Here is a 14,763-nt window from a genome sequence, read left to right as displayed (position 1 = left end):
AAAAAGCCCGGATCATGTCCGGGCTTTTTTGCATCTGCTGTCCCGGTTACCGGGTTTCCAGCGGTGCCGGGGTCGGCACTGGCGTAGTTTCGATGGTGTCGATTTCGCGCTGGATGGACTCTTCTACCGAGCCTGGCTTGGCCGGTTTTTCTTCAGGCTGCGTAGCAGGTTGTGCTGGCTGCTCGGTCTGGCTGGCCGGGCTTACCGTGGTGTCGCTGCTGCCACCGAGGATTTCCTGGTCGCGGCTGACGCCCGGCATGAAGTCACCCGACAGGCTGACCAGCTGGTCGCTTTCATTGAAGAAAATGCTCATGCGTTCTTGCTGACGTTTACCGCCACCAGGCTGCAAGCTGTACAGGTAGTCCCACCGATTGGTGTTGAACGTATCCTGAATGAGCGGGTTGCCCATGATAAACCTTACTTGCCGTCGGGTCATTCCGGGGCGTAATTGGTCTATCATGTCCTGCGTGACGACATTGCCCTGCTGGATGTCGATTTTGTAAACCCCGGGAAACGAGCAACCGGCGAGTGCGAGCAGTCCCACTAGGGTGAGGCTGGTTAGCAAGAGCTTGGTGTTTTGCATCGGTGGGCGACTTCCACTATCTTGGCTGGACAACGTAAACCCCGATCATACCCGTATTAAGAGAAGCTGCGAAGCAGCATCGGCGAGAAAGCTGACCATGGTTGAAAATAGCGAATTACGCAAAGCCGGTCTCAAGGTGACCCTGCCTCGAGTGAAGATCCTTCAGATGCTCGATTCCACCGAGCAGCGTCACATGAGTGCCGAGGACGTCTACAAAGCGCTGATGGAAGCAGGTGAAGACGTCGGCCTGGCCACTGTCTATCGCGTGCTGACCCAGTTCGAAGCGGCGGGGCTGGTTGTTCGCCACAACTTCGACGGCGGCCATGCAGTGTTCGAGCTGGCCGATGGCGGTCACCACGACCATATGGTTGACGTGGATACCAGCGAAGTTATCGAATTCATGGATGCCGCGATTGAAAAGCGTCAGCGTGAGATTGTGGAAGAGCACGGTTTCGAGCTGGTGGACCACAATCTGGTCCTGTACGTGCGTAAGAAAAAGTAACGTTTTTTATCGTTATAAATAACAAAGGCGACCCTCGGGTCGCCTTTGTGCTTTCTGCTTTGGGCAGATGAATTTGGTGGCCTGCACTGGCCCTATCGCCGGCAAGCCAGCTCCTACCTCGATCGCATTGGGCTCAGGCCAGGCGCTGTCCCTGTGGGGGCTGGCTTGCCGGCGATTGGGCCAGTGCAGGAAGGATCAGGCCTTGCCGGAAACCACCATCTTGCGCGCATGCGCCAGGGATTCCTTGGTCAGGTCGATGCCGCCCAGCATTCGCGCCACCTCTTCGACCCGCTCCCGCTTGCCCAGGCTGGCGACGGCGGTGTGTGTGGTGTCGCTGTTGCGCACCTTGTGCACGAACAGGTGCTGGTGTCCTTGCGCTGCCACCTGCGGCAGGTGGGTTACGGTCAGCACCTGGCCACGCTCGCCCAGGCGGCGGAGCAGCTGGCCGACGATTTCAGCGGTAGGCCCACCGATGCCTACGTCGACTTCGTCGAATACCAGGGTCGGAATGCGCGAGGTTTGCGCGGTAATGACCTGGATGGCCAGGCTGATGCGTGAAAGCTCGCCACCCGATGCCACCTTGGCCAGGCCCTTGAGCGGTTGGCCGGGGTTGGCGCTGACCAGCAGCTCGATCTGCTCCAGCCCGTGGGGCGACAAGTCTGCCGCGTCGTTGGCGGTAAGCTCGATGCGGAAGCGCCCGCCGGGCATGCCAAGGCGCTGGATTTCCTGTTCTACCGCCCCTGACAGCTGCTGCGCAGCCTGCTGGCGCAGGCCACTGAGTTCGCGCGCTTTCTCTTTATAGTGCTGGGCAAATGCGGTCAGTTCTTCGCCTAGCCGCTCGATCGATTCGTCACTGGCGTTCAGGCCTTCCAGTTCTTCCATCAGCTGCTGTTGCAGGTGGGGCAGTTCGGTCGGGTGAACGCGGTGTTTACGCGCCAGGGTGTAGATGGTGTCGAGGCGCTCTTCCAGCGCCTGCAGGCGCATGGGGTCGGCATCGAAGTTGTCGAGGAAGCGATTGAGCTCGCCAACGGCTTCCTCTACCTGGATCTGGGCACTGGCGATCAGGTTGGCCGCCTCACCGAGTGCTTTCGGCGAGTGGGTCGCTGCACCCAGGCGGTTGAGGCTTGAGGTGAGGGCGCTGAGCACATTGCCCGAATCGCTCTCGCTGCACTGGTCGATCACCTGGCGGCAGATGCCAAACAGGGCTTCGGCGCTGGTCAGGTTCTTGTGTTCCTGCTCCAGTTGCTCCAGTTCGTGCTCGCCCAGGCCGAGGTTGTCCAGCTCCTCCAGCTGGTAGCTGAGCAGCTGATGACGCGCGCGCTGCTCGTCGCCGGAATTGGACAGGCGCTCGAGCTCCAGGCGGGTCTGGTTCCAGCGCTTGGCGGCCAGTTGCACCTGACGCGACAGGTCGACGGCGCCGGCATACTCGTCGAGCAGGCGACGGTGGGTGTCGGCCTTGAGCAGCGACTGGTGCTCGTGCTGGCTGTGGATATCGATCAGCAGCTCCCCCAGCGCCTTGAGGTCGCCGAGTGGGCAGGGCGTGCCATTGATGTAGCCACGGCTGCGGCCTTCGGCAGTGATCACCCGGCGCAGGATGCACAGGCCTTCGTTGGCCAGGTCGCGCTCGGCCAGCCAGGTATGGGCCTCGGGGATGTCCACCAGGTCGAAGGTGGCGAGGATGTCGGCCTTGTCGGTGCCTGGGCGCACCACGCCGCTGTCGGCCCGGTCGCCCAGGGCCAGACCTAGGGCGTCGAGCATGATCGATTTGCCGGCACCGGTCTCGCCCGTGATGACGGACATGCCGCGGGCAATTTCGAGGTCGAGGTGCTCGACGATGGCATAGTTGTGAATGGACAGGTGCACCAGCATGAGGGGCGGCTCCCGAGAGTCTTGTCTGGTTATTTATACAGTACTTTTTTCAGGCCTGCCAATGCCCCTTGGCAGATTCTGTTGCGGCCGGGAAATCCATCGTGCCCCTTGAAGCTGGTTTTTCCGGCCCCATATAGCCGACATCACAGGCGAGCCTGGCTCGCAGTCCACAAAATTGCGCAGGAGAGACCCCATGGCTGATGAACAGCTGAACGAGAACAACCTTAACGTCGAAGAAGCCGCTGCAGGCAACGCTGCCGAGGCCCGTGTTCTGGAGCTCGAGGAGCAGCTGGCAACAGCCAAGGACCAAGCGCTGCGCGCCGTCGCCGACGTGCAGAATGCCCGCCGTCGGGCCGAGCAGGACGTGGAGAAAGCCCACAAGTTCGCCCTGGAGAAATTCTCCAGCGACCTGCTGCCGGTGATCGACAGCCTGGAACTGGCCCTGGCCCACTCCAGTGCCGACGATGAGCACGTCAAGCAGATCCGCGAAGGCGTCGAGCTGACCCTGAAGATGTTCCAGGACACCCTGAAGCGCTACAACCTCGAAGCTGTCGACCCGCACGGCCAGCCGTTCAACCCTGAGCACCACCAGGCGATGGCCATGCAGGAGAATGCTGAAGTAGAGCCCAACAGCGTGCTGAACGTGTTCCAGAAGGGTTACCTGCTGAACGGCCGCCTGCTGCGCCCCGCCATGGTGGTGGTCAGCAAGGCGCCGAGCGCGGCGCAACCCTCGATCAATGAAAAGGCTTGAAATCCGTCGGGGCAACCCCATCTAGGTGTCAAGCCTTCAAGTATTACCGCAGTTGGCCAAAGTAGTCGCTGCTAACAAATTCAAGTTTCGGGAGAGTTAACATGGGCAAAATCATCGGTATCGACCTGGGGACCACCAACTCGTGCGTCTCCATTCTGGAAAACGGTAACGTCAAGGTCATCGAAAACGCCGAAGGTGCGCGCACTACCCCTTCGATCGTGGCCTACGCCAACGATGGCGAAATCCTGGTAGGTCAGTCGGCCAAGCGCCAGGCTGTTACCAATCCGCACAACACCCTGTTCGCGGTAAAGCGCCTGATTGGCCGCCGCTTCGAAGAGCAGGTGGTGCAGAAAGACATCCAGCTGGTTCCGTACAAAATCGCCAAGGCCGACAACGGTGACGCCTGGGTCGAAGTGAACGGCCAGAAAATGGCGCCGCCGCAAATCAGCGCCGAAGTGCTGAAAAAGATGAAGAAAACCGCCGAAGACTACCTCGGCGAGCCAGTGACCGAAGCGGTCATCACCGTGCCGGCCTACTTCAATGACAGCCAGCGCCAGGCGACCAAGGACGCCGGCCGCATTGCAGGTCTGGACGTAAAACGCATCATCAACGAACCGACCGCTGCTGCGCTGGCCTACGGCATGGACAAGGCCAAGGGCGACCACACTGTCATCGTTTATGACCTGGGTGGCGGTACCTTCGACGTTTCGGTCATCGAAATCGCCGAAGTCGACGGTGAGCACCAGTTTGAAGTACTGGCCACCAACGGCGACACCTTCCTGGGTGGCGAAGACTTCGACATGCTGCTGATCGACTACCTGGTCGAAGAGTTCAAGAAAGAGTCGGGCATGAACCTGAAAGGCGATCCGCTGGCCATGCAGCGCCTGAAGGAAGCTGCCGAGAAGGCCAAGATCGAGCTGTCGTCCGCTCAGTCGACCGACGTGAACCTGCCGTACATCACTGCAGACGCTACCGGTCCTAAGCACCTGAACGTGAAAATCTCCCGCGCCAAGCTGGAGTCGCTGGTTGAAGAGCTGGTGCAGCGCACCATCGAGCCTTGCCGCATCGCCCTGAAAGATGCCGGCATCGATGCCAGCAAGATCGACGACGTGATCCTGGTCGGTGGCCAGACCCGTATGCCGCTGGTGCAGAAAACCGTTGCCGACTTCTTCGGTAAAGAAGCCCGCAAGGACGTCAACCCGGACGAAGCTGTGGCCATGGGTGCTGCCATCCAGGGTGCTGTTCTGGCCGGTGACGTGAAAGACGTGCTGCTGCTGGACGTCAGCCCGCTGACCCTGGGTATCGAAACCATGGGTGGCGTGATGACCCCGCTGATCGAGAAGAACACCACCATCCCGACCAAGAAGTCGCAGGTGTTCTCGACTGCCGACGACAACCAGGGCGCCGTGACCATTCACGTGCTGCAGGGCGAGCGCAAGCAAGCCGCCAGCAACAAGTCGCTGGGCAAGTTCGACCTGGCTGACATCCCGCCAGCACCGCGGGGTGTTCCGCAGATCGAAGTGACCTTCGACATTGACGCCAACGGCATCCTGCACGTCGGCGCCAAAGACAAGGCCACCGGCAAGACCCAGTCGATCGTGATCAAGGCCAACTCCGGCCTGTCCGACGAAGAAATCGAGAAAATGGTGCGTGACGCCGAGGCCAATGCCGAGGAAGACCGCAAGTTCGAAGAACTGGCCGCTGCCCGTAACCAGGGTGATGCACTGGTTCACTCGACCCGCAAGATGGTCGCTGACGCAGGTGACAAGGTCACCGCTGAAGAGAAAACCGCCATCGAGGCCGCTGTGGTTGCCCTGGAAGCCGCTGTCAAAGGCGACGACAAGGCTGCGATCGACGCCAAGGTCGAAGAGCTGTCCAAGGTCTCTGCCCCGGTTGCCCAGAAGATGTACGCCGAGCAGTCGGCCGAACAGCCTCAGGGCGGCGCGCAGCAGGCCGAGCCGGAAGCCAAGCACGATGACGTGGTTGACGCCGAGTTCGAAGAAGTAAAAGGCGACGACAAGAAGTAATCGTTGCATGTTGTCGGCCAGCTCACCGCCGTTTGGCGGTGAGCTGGTAGGATGTCGCCGCGCGGGGGCTTGCTCCCGCGTTGGCGTATCTGGAATTCGAGAATTTTTACAGCATTTGTCGACGCCCCAGGCGGGCAGGCGGCAGGTGCTGATGGCGCGGCGCAGATGCCAGACGCCCAACAAGGTGCAAATGACCTATGTCCAAGCGTGATTATTATGAGGTTCTGGGTGTCGAGCGCGGCGCCAGCGAATCTGACCTCAAGAAGGCCTACCGCCGTCTGGCGATGAAGTATCACCCAGACCGCAACCCGGGCGACAAAGAGTCGGAAGACATGTTCAAGGAGGCCAACGAGGCCTACGAAGTGCTGTCTGATGCCAGCAAGCGCGCGGCCTTCGACCAGTACGGTCATGCCGGCGTCGACCCAAGCATGGGGGCTGGCGGTGCCGGCTTCGGTGGCGCCAACTTCTCCGACATCTTCGGCGATGTGTTCAGTGACTTCTTCGGTGGTGGTGGGGGGCGCGGTGGCGGCCGCGGCGGTGCCCAGCGCGGCAGCGACCTGCGCTACACGCTGGAGCTGAACCTGGAAGAAGCGGTGCGTGGCACCACGGTCAGCATTCGCGTGCCTACGCTGGTCAACTGCCAGCCTTGCGACGGTTCCGGTGCCAAGAAGGGTTCGACCCCGTCGACCTGCCCGACCTGCGGCGGCATCGGCCAGGTGCGCATGCAGCAGGGCTTCTTCTCGGTGCAGCAGACCTGCCCGCGCTGCCATGGCCAAGGCAAGATCATTACCGATCCGTGTGGCTCGTGCCACGGCGAAGGCCGCGTCGAGGAATACAAGACGCTGTCGGTCAAGGTGCCGGCAGGTGTCGATACCGGTGACCGCATTCGCCTGTCGGGTGAGGGCGAGGCGGGTACCCATGGTGGCCCGACTGGCGACCTGTATGTAGTGATCAGCGTGCGTGAGCACGAGATCTTCCAGCGCGACGGCAAGCACCTGTACTGCGAAGTGCCGATCAGCTACACCGATGCTGCCCTGGGTGGCGAGCTGGAAGTGCCGACCCTCGACGGTCGCGTGAAGCTGAAGATTCCGGAAGGCACCCAGACCGGCAAGCAGTTCCGCCTGCGTGGCAAGGGTGTGGCGCCAGTGCGTGGTGGTGGTGCCGGTGACCTGCTGTGCCGTGTCGCGGTGGAAACCCCGGTCAACCTCAGCCGCCGCCAGCGTGAATTGCTCGAAGAGCTGCGTGACTCGCTGGAAGGGGACAGCTCCCACTCGCCCAAGGCCAGTGGCTGGTTCGATGGCGTGAAGCGCTTCTTCGGCGACCTCTGACAAGGAAATGGCTATGCGACGTATTGCAGTAATGGGTGCGGCAGGGCGAATGGGCAAGACCCTGATCGAAGCCGTGCAGCAACACCCGGGTGCAGGGCTGACGGCGGCGATCGATCGCCCGGACAGCTCGCTGGTCGGTGCGGACGCCGGTGAGCTGGCGGCCCTGGGCCGTATCGGCGTGCTGCTGTCCGACGACGTGGCCAAGGTGGCTGACGAGTTCGACGTGCTGATCGATTTCACGCACCCTTCGGTGACCCTGAAGAACCTGGCGTTCTGCCGTAAGCACGGCAAGGCGATGATCATCGGCACCACCGGTTTCAGCGTCGAGGAAAAGCAGTTGCTGGCCGAGGCGGGCAAGGACATTCCCATCGTCTTTGCCGCCAACTTCAGCGTTGGGGTGAACCTTAGCCTCAAGTTGCTGGACATGGCGGCGCGGGTGCTGGGGGATGATGTCGACATCGAAATCATCGAGGCGCACCACCGGCACAAGGTCGATGCGCCGTCGGGTACTGCGCTGCGCATGGGTGAAGTGGTTGCCAATGCGCTGGGCCGTGACCTGCAGGAAGTGGCGGTTTACGGCCGTGAAGGCCAGACCGGTGCGCGTGACCGCAAGACCATCGGCTTCGCTACCGTGCGTGCCGGTGATGTGGTCGGTGACCATACCGTGCTGTTCGCCGCCGAAGGCGAGCGCCTGGAAATCACCCACAAGGCTTCCAGCCGCATGACCTTCGCCAAGGGCGCGGTGCGTGCGGCGCTGTGGCTGGATGGGCGCGATGCTGGCCTGTACGATATGCAGGATGTGCTCGAACTGCGTTAAGCCGTTGGAGCGCTGTTGGTTTCTTCGCGGGCTTGCCCGCTCCCGCAGGATTTGTACCGGGCGCAGACTTTGTGCGGTCCCTGTGGGGGCGGGTTTACCCGCGAAGAAGCCACCGCCGGTGTCAGTCTGTCGCATTCATGTGTTTTAGAGACACATATACGGTAGACCGAAAACGCACTTTTCTGTAAGCTACAGCTTTAGTGTGTCCACTAAAAGCGCGCAGCGAATTGAATTCAGCACATGAAAGCGGGGTGACGTGTCCATACGTCACTCCGCTTTTTTGCAACCTGCGATCGCCCTTTCATGCTTGATTTACGGGAGGTCTTCTTGACAAAGCCAGCCATACTCGCCCTTGCCGACGGCAGTATTTTTCGCGGTGAAGCCATTGGTGCCGACGGTCAGACCGTTGGTGAGGTGGTATTCAACACCGCTATGACCGGCTACCAGGAAATCCTTACAGACCCTTCCTATGCGCAGCAAATCGTTACCCTGACCTACCCGCACATTGGCAACACCGGCACCACGCCGGAAGACGCCGAGTCGAACCGTGTCTGGTCCGCTGGCCTGGTCATCCGTGACCTGCCGCTGCTGGCCAGCAACTGGCGTAACACCCAGTCGCTGCCTGAGTACCTCAAGGCCAACAATGTGGTTGCCATTGCCGGCATCGACACCCGTCGCCTGACCCGAATCCTGCGCGAAAAGGGCGCCCAGAACGGTTGCATCCTCGCCGGTGACAACATCAGCGAAGAGGCCGCCATTGCTGCCGCCCGCGGCTTCCCAGGCCTCAAAGGCATGGACCTGGCCAAGGTCGTCTCCACCACCGAGCGTTACGAGTGGCGCTCCAGCGTGTGGGAGCTGAAGACCGACAGCCACCCGACCATCGACGCCGCCGACCTGCCGTACCACGTGGTTGCCTTCGACTACGGCGTCAAGCTGAACATCCTGCGCATGCTGGTCGCCCGTGGCTGCCGCGTGACCGTGGTGCCGGCCCAGACCCCGGCCAGCGAAGTACTGGCACTCAACCCGGACGGCGTGTTCCTGTCCAACGGCCCGGGTGACCCGGAGCCGTGCGACTACGCCATCCAGGCGATCAAGGAAATCCTCGAGACCGAGATCCCGGTATTCGGCATCTGCCTCGGCCACCAGTTGCTGGCCCTGGCTTCCGGTGCCAAGACCGTGAAAATGGGCCACGGCCACCACGGTGCCAACCACCCGGTCCAGGACCTGGACACCGGCGTGGTCATGATCACCAGTCAGAACCACGGCTTTGCCGTTGACGAGGCGACCCTGCCGGCTAACGTCCGCGCCATCCACAAGTCGCTGTTCGACGGCACCCTGCAGGGTCTCGAGCGCACCGACAAGAGCGCGTTCAGCTTCCAGGGTCACCCTGAGGCGAGCCCAGGCCCGACCGACGTCGCGCCACTGTTCGATCGTTTCACCGATGCCATGGCCAAGCGCCGCTGAGCATCCTGCTTCAAGGCCCCGGGCCGGCACCTGCCGCGCCCGGACGCGCCTGACCCAGATTGTTCAAAGCGGCTTGCCGACTGACCCCGGATTTGAGTGACCACCATGCCAAAACGTACAGACATCAAAAGCATCCTGATTCTCGGTGCCGGCCCGATCGTGATCGGCCAGGCCTGCGAATTCGACTACTCCGGCGCCCAGGCCTGTAAAGCCCTGCGCGAGGAAGGTTTCCGCGTCATCCTGGTGAACTCCAACCCAGCCACCATCATGACCGACCCGGCCATGGCCGACGCCACCTACATCGAGCCGATCAAATGGCAGACTGTGGCCAAGATCATCGAGAAAGAGCGCCCGGACGCCGTTTTGCCGACCATGGGTGGCCAGACCGCACTTAACTGCGCCCTGGACCTGGAGCGCCACGGCGTTCTGGAAAAGTTCGGCGTAGAAATGATCGGCGCCAACGCTGACACCATCGACAAGGCTGAAGATCGTTCGCGCTTCGACAAGGCGATGAAGGCCATCGGCCTGGAGTGCCCGCGCTCCGGTATCGCCCACAGCATGGAAGAGGCCAATGCGGTCCTCGAAAAGCTCGGCTTCCCGTGCATCATCCGCCCGTCGTTCACCATGGGTGGCACCGGCGGTGGTATTGCCTACAACCGTGAAGAGTTCGAAGAAATCTGCACCCGTGGTCTGGACCTGTCGCCGACCAAAGAGCTGCTGATCGACGAATCGCTGATCGGCTGGAAAGAATACGAGATGGAAGTGGTCCGCGACAAAAAGGACAACTGCATCATCGTCTGCTCGATCGAGAACTTCGACCCGATGGGTGTGCACACCGGTGACTCGATCACCGTTGCCCCGGCACAGACCCTGACCGACAAGGAATACCAGATCATGCGCAACGCCTCGCTGGCGGTGCTGCGTGAAATCGGTGTCGAAACCGGCGGTTCCAACGTGCAGTTCGGTATCTGCCCAGACACCGGCCGGATGGTCGTCATCGAGATGAACCCGCGCGTATCGCGTTCGTCCGCCCTGGCGTCCAAGGCCACCGGCTTCCCGATCGCCAAGATTGCCGCCAAGCTGGCCATTGGTTACACCCTCGACGAACTGCAGAACGACATCACCGGCGGCCGCACCCCGGCTTCGTTCGAGCCGTCGATCGACTACGTTGTCACCAAGTTGCCGCGCTTTGCCTTCGAAAAATTCCCGAAAGCCGACGCCCGCCTGACCACCCAGATGAAATCCGTGGGTGAAGTCATGGCCATCGGCCGGACCTTCCAGGAATCCCTGCAGAAAGCCCTGCGCGGTCTGGAAGTCGGCGCCTGCGGCCTCGACCCGAAAGTCGACCTGGCCAGCCCTGAAGCCGCCAGCATTCTCAAGCGCGAGCTGACCGTGCCGGGCGCCGAGCGTATCTGGTACGTCGCCGACGCCATGCGTTCGGGCATGACCTGCGAAGAGATCTTCGCCCTGACCGGCATCGACATGTGGTTCCTGGTGCAGATGGAAGATCTGATCAAGGAAGAAGAGAAGGTCAAGACCCTGGCCCTGTCGGCCATCGACAAGGCGATGATGCTGCGCCTCAAGCGCAAAGGTTTCTCGGACCAGCGACTGGCTGTTCTGCTCGGTATCACCGACAAGAACCTGCGCCGTCACCGCCACAAGCTGGAAGTGTTCCCGGTCTACAAGCGCGTCGACACCTGCGCCGCCGAATTCGCCACCGACACCGCCTACCTGTACTCCACTTACGAGGAAGAGTGCGAGGCCAATCCGTCGACCCGCGACAAGATCATGATCCTCGGTGGCGGCCCTAACCGTATCGGCCAAGGGATCGAGTTCGACTACTGCTGCGTACACGCGGCCCTGGCGCTGCGCGAAGACGGTTACGAGACCATCATGGTCAACTGCAACCCGGAAACCGTCTCCACCGACTACGACACCTCCGACCGCCTGTACTTCGAGCCGTTGACCCTGGAAGACGTGCTGGAAGTGTGCCGCGTCGAGAAGCCGAAAGGCGTCATCGTCCACTACGGCGGCCAGACCCCGCTGAAACTGGCCCGTGCCCTGGAAGAAGCCGGCGTACCGATCATCGGCACCAGCCCGGATGCCATCGACCGTGCCGAAGACCGTGAGCGCTTCCAGCAAATGGTGCAGCGTCTGAACCTGCTGCAGCCGCCAAACGCCACCGTGCGCAGCGAAGAGGAAGCCATCCGCGCAGCGGGCAGCATCGGCTACCCGCTGGTGGTGCGCCCGTCCTACGTACTCGGCGGCCGCGCGATGGAGATCGTCTACGAACTGGACGAGCTCAAGCGCTACCTGCGCGAAGCGGTACAAGTTTCCAACGACAGCCCGGTACTGCTCGACCACTTCCTCAACTGCGCCATCGAGATGGACGTGGATGCGGTGTGCGACGGCACCGACGTGGTGATCGGCGCCATCATGCAGCACATCGAGCAGGCCGGCGTTCACTCCGGTGACTCGGCATGCTCGCTGCCACCTTACTCGCTGAGCAAGGAAGTGCAGGACGAAGTCCGCGAACAGGTCAAGAAAATGGCCCTGGAGCTGGGCGTGGTCGGCCTGATGAACGTGCAGCTGGCCCTGCAGGGCGACAAGATCTACGTGATCGAAGTCAACCCGCGTGCTTCGCGTACCGTGCCGTTCGTGTCCAAATGCATCGGCACCTCCCTGGCGATGATCGCGGCCCGCGTCATGGCTGGCAAAACCCTGAAAGAGCTTGGCTTCACCCAGGAAATCATCCCGAACTTCTACAGCGTCAAGGAAGCCGTGTTCCCGTTCGCCAAGTTCCCGGGGGTTGACCCGATCCTCGGCCCTGAGATGAAATCGACCGGTGAAGTCATGGGCGTCGGCGACAGCTTCGGCGAAGCCTTTGCCAAGGCCCAGATGGGCGCCAGCGAAGTGCTGCCGACTGGCGGTACCGCGTTCATCAGCGTGCGCGATGACGACAAGCCACAAGTGGCTGGCGTTGCCCGCGACCTGATTGCCCTGGGCTTCGAAGTGGTTGCTACTGCTGGCACCGCCAAGGTCATCGAGGCGGCTGGCCTGAAAGTGCGCCGTGTGAACAAGGTGACCGAAGGTCGCCCGCACGTGGTCGACATGATCAAGAACGACGAAGTGTCGCTGATCATCAACACCACCGAAGGCCGCCAGTCGATCGCCGATTCGTACTCGATTCGTCGCAATGCGCTGCAGCACAAGATTTACTGCACCACTACCATTGCGGCCGGTGAAGCCATCTGCGAAGCGCTGAAATTCGGTCCCGAGAAGACCGTTCGTCGCTTGCAAGATCTGCATGCAGGACTCGAAGCATGAGCATTACGAAATACCCGATGACCGTTCAGGGCGCTCGCGCCCTGGAAGAGGAGCACCTGTTCCTGAGCAAGACCGAGCGCCCGCGCCTGAGCCAGGCGATCGGTGAAGCCCGCGAGCTGGGTGACCTCAAGGAAAACGCCGAATACCATGCTGCCCGCGAAGAGCAGGGTATGGTCGAGGCCCGTATCCGTGATATCGAAGGCCGCCTGCAAAACTCGGTAGTGATCGACGTGACCACCATTGCCCATACCGGCAAGGTCATTTTCGGTACCACCGTGGAGCTGGCCAACACTGAAACCGACGAGCGTGTGAAGTATCAGATCGTCGGCGAAGATGAAGCTGACGTGAAGAAAGGCAAGCTGTCGAGCAGCGCGCCTATCGCCCGTGCCATCATCGGCAAGGAAGAAGGCGACGTCGTCGTCATCAAGACGCCAAGCGGCACGGTCGAGTACGAGATTGTCGAAGTCCAGCACATCTGACCGGCGCCTGCGGGCGCCATCCCTCGAGGGGATCCTCTGGCAGCTGGCCCAGGTTTTCTGGGTCGGTGGCCTGTGGGTGTTTCACGTGGGGCTGGTGCCCGCGCTCAAGGTCAGTGGCCTGGCGCCGTTGCTGGTGCAGGACATCGCCGGGCAGATCGACCGCTGGTTGATCGGCGTGGCGTTGTTGGGGTTATTGACCCAGCTGGCGGTGCTGGCGAGGGTTGACGGCCTGGCGGCCTGGTGGCGGCAGTTCCGGGGCCAGATGCTGCTGCTCGGCTTCGCTGCCTGCGTGGGGTACTACACCTTGCGCTACGGTATTTCCGTAGGCGAGCGCTGGCAGATGTTCTGCTTCCTGGTGCTGGGCTTTTCCGGCATCGTGCTGGTAGCCCAGCCAGTCCCGGTCAGGGCGCGGTTGACGCGCCGCTGAGCGGAGCCACCGTTACTTGTAGCGGTGGATGTTGGACAGCTGCTTGTTCGGCTGTGGGTTCTTGCGGTAGATCAGGGCTTTCTTGCCGATGGTCTGCACCAGCTCGGCACGGCCGGCCTTGCACAATTGGGCAATGGTTTCGGCCCGTTCTTCGCGATCTTCCGAGCGAATCTCGACCTTGATCAGCTCATGGTCGGCCAGGGCGCGTTCCAGTTCGGCGATGACGCCTTCATTCAAACCGTTGCCAGCAACGATCAGGACCGGCTTCAGGTCATGACCAATGGACTTGTATTGCTTCTTCTGCTCGTTATTGAGCGGCATAATCTGACCCTTTCTGTCTGATTCTGTAAAATTGACCGGCATTTTACCCGAGGGCCACCGGCTCCGCCCAGTCAATCACGACGCATATCATCGAGGTGCCCCGTGGTACAACGTTCCAAAAGCAGCGCAAACTGGCTGCGAGAGCATTTCAACGACCCTTTTGTTAAACAGGCACAGAAGGATGGCTACCGCTCGCGTGCGAGCTACAAACTGCTGGAGATCCAGGAAAAGGACCGTCTGATCCGCCCCGGCATGAGCGTGATCGACCTCGGCGCCGCCCCGGGTGGCTGGTCGCAGGTAACCAGTCGTCTGATTGGTGGCCAGGGCCGTCTGATCGCCTCCGACATCCTGGAAATGGACTCGATCCCCGATGTGACCTTCATCCAGGGCGACTTCACCCATGATTCAGTGCTGCAGCAGATTCTCGAGGCGGTCGGTGATACGCATGTAGACCTTGTGATTTCCGACATGGCCCCCAATATGAGTGGTACGCCCGAAGTGGACATGCCGCGTGCCATGTTCCTCTGCGAGCTGGCCCTGGATCTGGCAACCCGCGTGCTCAAGCCCGGCGGTGATTTCCTGATCAAGATTTTCCAGGGCGAAGGCTTCGACATGTACCTGAAGGACGTGCGCACCAAGTTCGACAAGGTGCAGATGCGCAAGCCGTCTTCTTCGCGCGACCGTTCTCGCGAGCAGTACTTGCTGGGCAAGGGTTTCAAAGGCGTTTGAAAAGGCGTGCTACGGGTGGCCGATAGTTATTTCCAATCGGCCCTCCCGTCTGGATCGTCCGAACTTCGTGTAGTCTAGCTTTCACAAAGGGTTACAGACGGTGCCTGCGGCTGCGTAGGTAATGTAGTAAGTTAGGGCG

13 protein-coding genes are annotated in these 14,763 nt (G+C 61.4%); 10 read left to right on the top strand and 3 right to left on the bottom strand.

The genetic code is table 11. From position 1 onward, the window contains the following. Positions 1–46: 46 nt before the first annotated feature. Positions 47–583: an outer membrane protein assembly factor BamE gene (locus AC5O5R_RS23750; protein WP_172222490.1), complete on the bottom strand. Its 537-nt coding sequence runs from the start codon at positions 581–583 to the stop codon at positions 47–49. Between the two features lie 97 nt (positions 584–680). On the opposite strand from AC5O5R_RS23750, the gene fur reads away from it, so the two are divergent. Then, entirely contained in the window at positions 681–1,085 is a 405-nt protein-coding gene (fur, locus tag AC5O5R_RS23745; RefSeq protein WP_172222494.1) for a ferric iron uptake transcriptional regulator, read from the top strand. 195 nt (positions 1,086–1,280) lie between these two features. Here fur and recN read toward each other — a convergent pair whose 3' ends face one another. Beyond that, positions 1,281–2,954 carry a DNA repair protein RecN gene (gene recN / locus AC5O5R_RS23740; RefSeq protein ID WP_172222499.1) on the bottom strand — a complete coding sequence of 558 codons (1,674 nt, stop codon included), beginning with the start codon at positions 2,952–2,954 and terminating at the stop codon, positions 1,281–1,283. 193 nt (positions 2,955–3,147) lie between these two features. Here recN and grpE point away from each other — a divergent pair, with 193 nt between their 5' ends. The 8 genes from grpE (at position 3,148) to AC5O5R_RS23700 (ending at position 13,574) form a co-directional block, all read left to right on the top strand. After that, on the top strand, positions 3,148–3,705 hold the full coding sequence (gene grpE / locus AC5O5R_RS23735; RefSeq protein WP_172222502.1) for a nucleotide exchange factor GrpE: 558 nt from the start codon (positions 3,148–3,150) through the stop codon (positions 3,703–3,705). 101 nt (positions 3,706–3,806) lie between these two features. Continuing rightward, positions 3,807–5,732 (top strand): molecular chaperone DnaK, encoded by a 1,926-nt coding sequence (gene dnaK / locus AC5O5R_RS23730; RefSeq protein ID WP_172222503.1) that lies wholly within the window; start codon positions 3,807–3,809, stop codon positions 5,730–5,732. A 197-nt stretch (positions 5,733–5,929) separates the two neighbouring features. Beyond that, entirely contained in the window at positions 5,930–7,060 is a 1,131-nt protein-coding gene (gene dnaJ / locus AC5O5R_RS23725) for a molecular chaperone DnaJ (protein WP_172222504.1), read from the top strand. A 13-nt stretch (positions 7,061–7,073) separates the two neighbouring features. Next, positions 7,074–7,877: a 4-hydroxy-tetrahydrodipicolinate reductase gene (gene dapB, locus AC5O5R_RS23720; RefSeq protein WP_172222505.1), complete on the top strand. Its 804-nt coding sequence runs from the start codon at positions 7,074–7,076 to the stop codon at positions 7,875–7,877. Positions 7,878–8,204: 327 nt separating this feature from the next. Next, positions 8,205–9,341 carry a glutamine-hydrolyzing carbamoyl-phosphate synthase small subunit gene (carA, locus tag AC5O5R_RS23715; RefSeq protein ID WP_172222511.1) on the top strand — a complete coding sequence of 379 codons (1,137 nt, stop codon included), beginning with the start codon at positions 8,205–8,207 and terminating at the stop codon, positions 9,339–9,341. A gap of 105 nt (positions 9,342–9,446) precedes the next feature. After that, positions 9,447–12,668: a carbamoyl-phosphate synthase large subunit gene (carB, locus tag AC5O5R_RS23710; RefSeq protein WP_172287665.1), complete on the top strand. Its 3,222-nt coding sequence runs from the start codon at positions 9,447–9,449 to the stop codon at positions 12,666–12,668. Then, positions 12,665–13,147 (top strand): transcription elongation factor GreA, encoded by a 483-nt coding sequence (greA, locus tag AC5O5R_RS23705; RefSeq protein WP_172230874.1) that lies wholly within the window; start codon positions 12,665–12,667, stop codon positions 13,145–13,147. Before carB ends, greA begins: the two co-directional genes overlap by 4 nt. Then, entirely contained in the window at positions 13,125–13,574 is a 450-nt protein-coding gene (locus tag AC5O5R_RS23700) for an MFS transporter (protein WP_172230871.1), read from the top strand. The genes greA and AC5O5R_RS23700 overlap by 23 nt, the downstream gene beginning before the upstream one ends. A gap of 12 nt (positions 13,575–13,586) precedes the next feature. On the opposite strand, the gene yhbY is transcribed toward AC5O5R_RS23700, so the two are convergent. After that, the gene (gene yhbY / locus AC5O5R_RS23695) at positions 13,587–13,895 is read right to left on the bottom strand and encodes a ribosome assembly RNA-binding protein YhbY (RefSeq protein WP_172230868.1); all 309 of its coding nucleotides are present in this window, start codon (positions 13,893–13,895) and stop codon (positions 13,587–13,589) included. Between the two features lie 102 nt (positions 13,896–13,997). Between yhbY and rlmE the strand changes: the two genes are divergently transcribed. After that, on the top strand, positions 13,998–14,624 hold the full coding sequence (gene rlmE, locus AC5O5R_RS23690; protein ID WP_172230865.1) for a 23S rRNA (uridine(2552)-2'-O)-methyltransferase RlmE: 627 nt from the start codon (positions 13,998–14,000) through the stop codon (positions 14,622–14,624). The last annotated feature ends 139 nt before the right edge of the window (positions 14,625–14,763 follow it).

Source organism: Pseudomonas sp. 8_5_2 (genome assembly GCF_059295255.1).
This window is presented reverse-complemented; position numbering and strand designations above follow the sequence as displayed.

Bases quoted from the DNA above. Each gene is read 5' to 3' on its own strand.
- AC5O5R_RS23750 (WP_172222490.1), bottom strand. From the start codon at position 583: ATGCAAAACACCAAGCTCTTGCTAACCAGCCTCACCCTAGTGGGACTG.
- dapB (WP_172222505.1), top strand. From the start codon at position 7,074: ATGCGACGTATTGCAGTAATGGGTGCGGCAGGGCGAATGGGCAAGACC.
- yhbY (WP_172230868.1), bottom strand. From the start codon at position 13,895: ATGCCGCTCAATAACGAGCAGAAGAAGCAATACAAGTCCATTGGTCAT.
- dnaK (WP_172222503.1), top strand. From the start codon at position 3,807: ATGGGCAAAATCATCGGTATCGACCTGGGGACCACCAACTCGTGCGTC.
- grpE (WP_172222502.1), top strand. From the start codon at position 3,148: ATGGCTGATGAACAGCTGAACGAGAACAACCTTAACGTCGAAGAAGCC.
- carB (WP_172287665.1), top strand. From the start codon at position 9,447: ATGCCAAAACGTACAGACATCAAAAGCATCCTGATTCTCGGTGCCGGC.
- dnaJ (WP_172222504.1), top strand. From the start codon at position 5,930: ATGTCCAAGCGTGATTATTATGAGGTTCTGGGTGTCGAGCGCGGCGCC.
- fur (WP_172222494.1), top strand. From the start codon at position 681: ATGGTTGAAAATAGCGAATTACGCAAAGCCGGTCTCAAGGTGACCCTG.
- greA (WP_172230874.1), top strand. From the start codon at position 12,665: ATGAGCATTACGAAATACCCGATGACCGTTCAGGGCGCTCGCGCCCTG.
- recN (WP_172222499.1), bottom strand. From the start codon at position 2,954: ATGCTGGTGCACCTGTCCATTCACAACTATGCCATCGTCGAGCACCTC.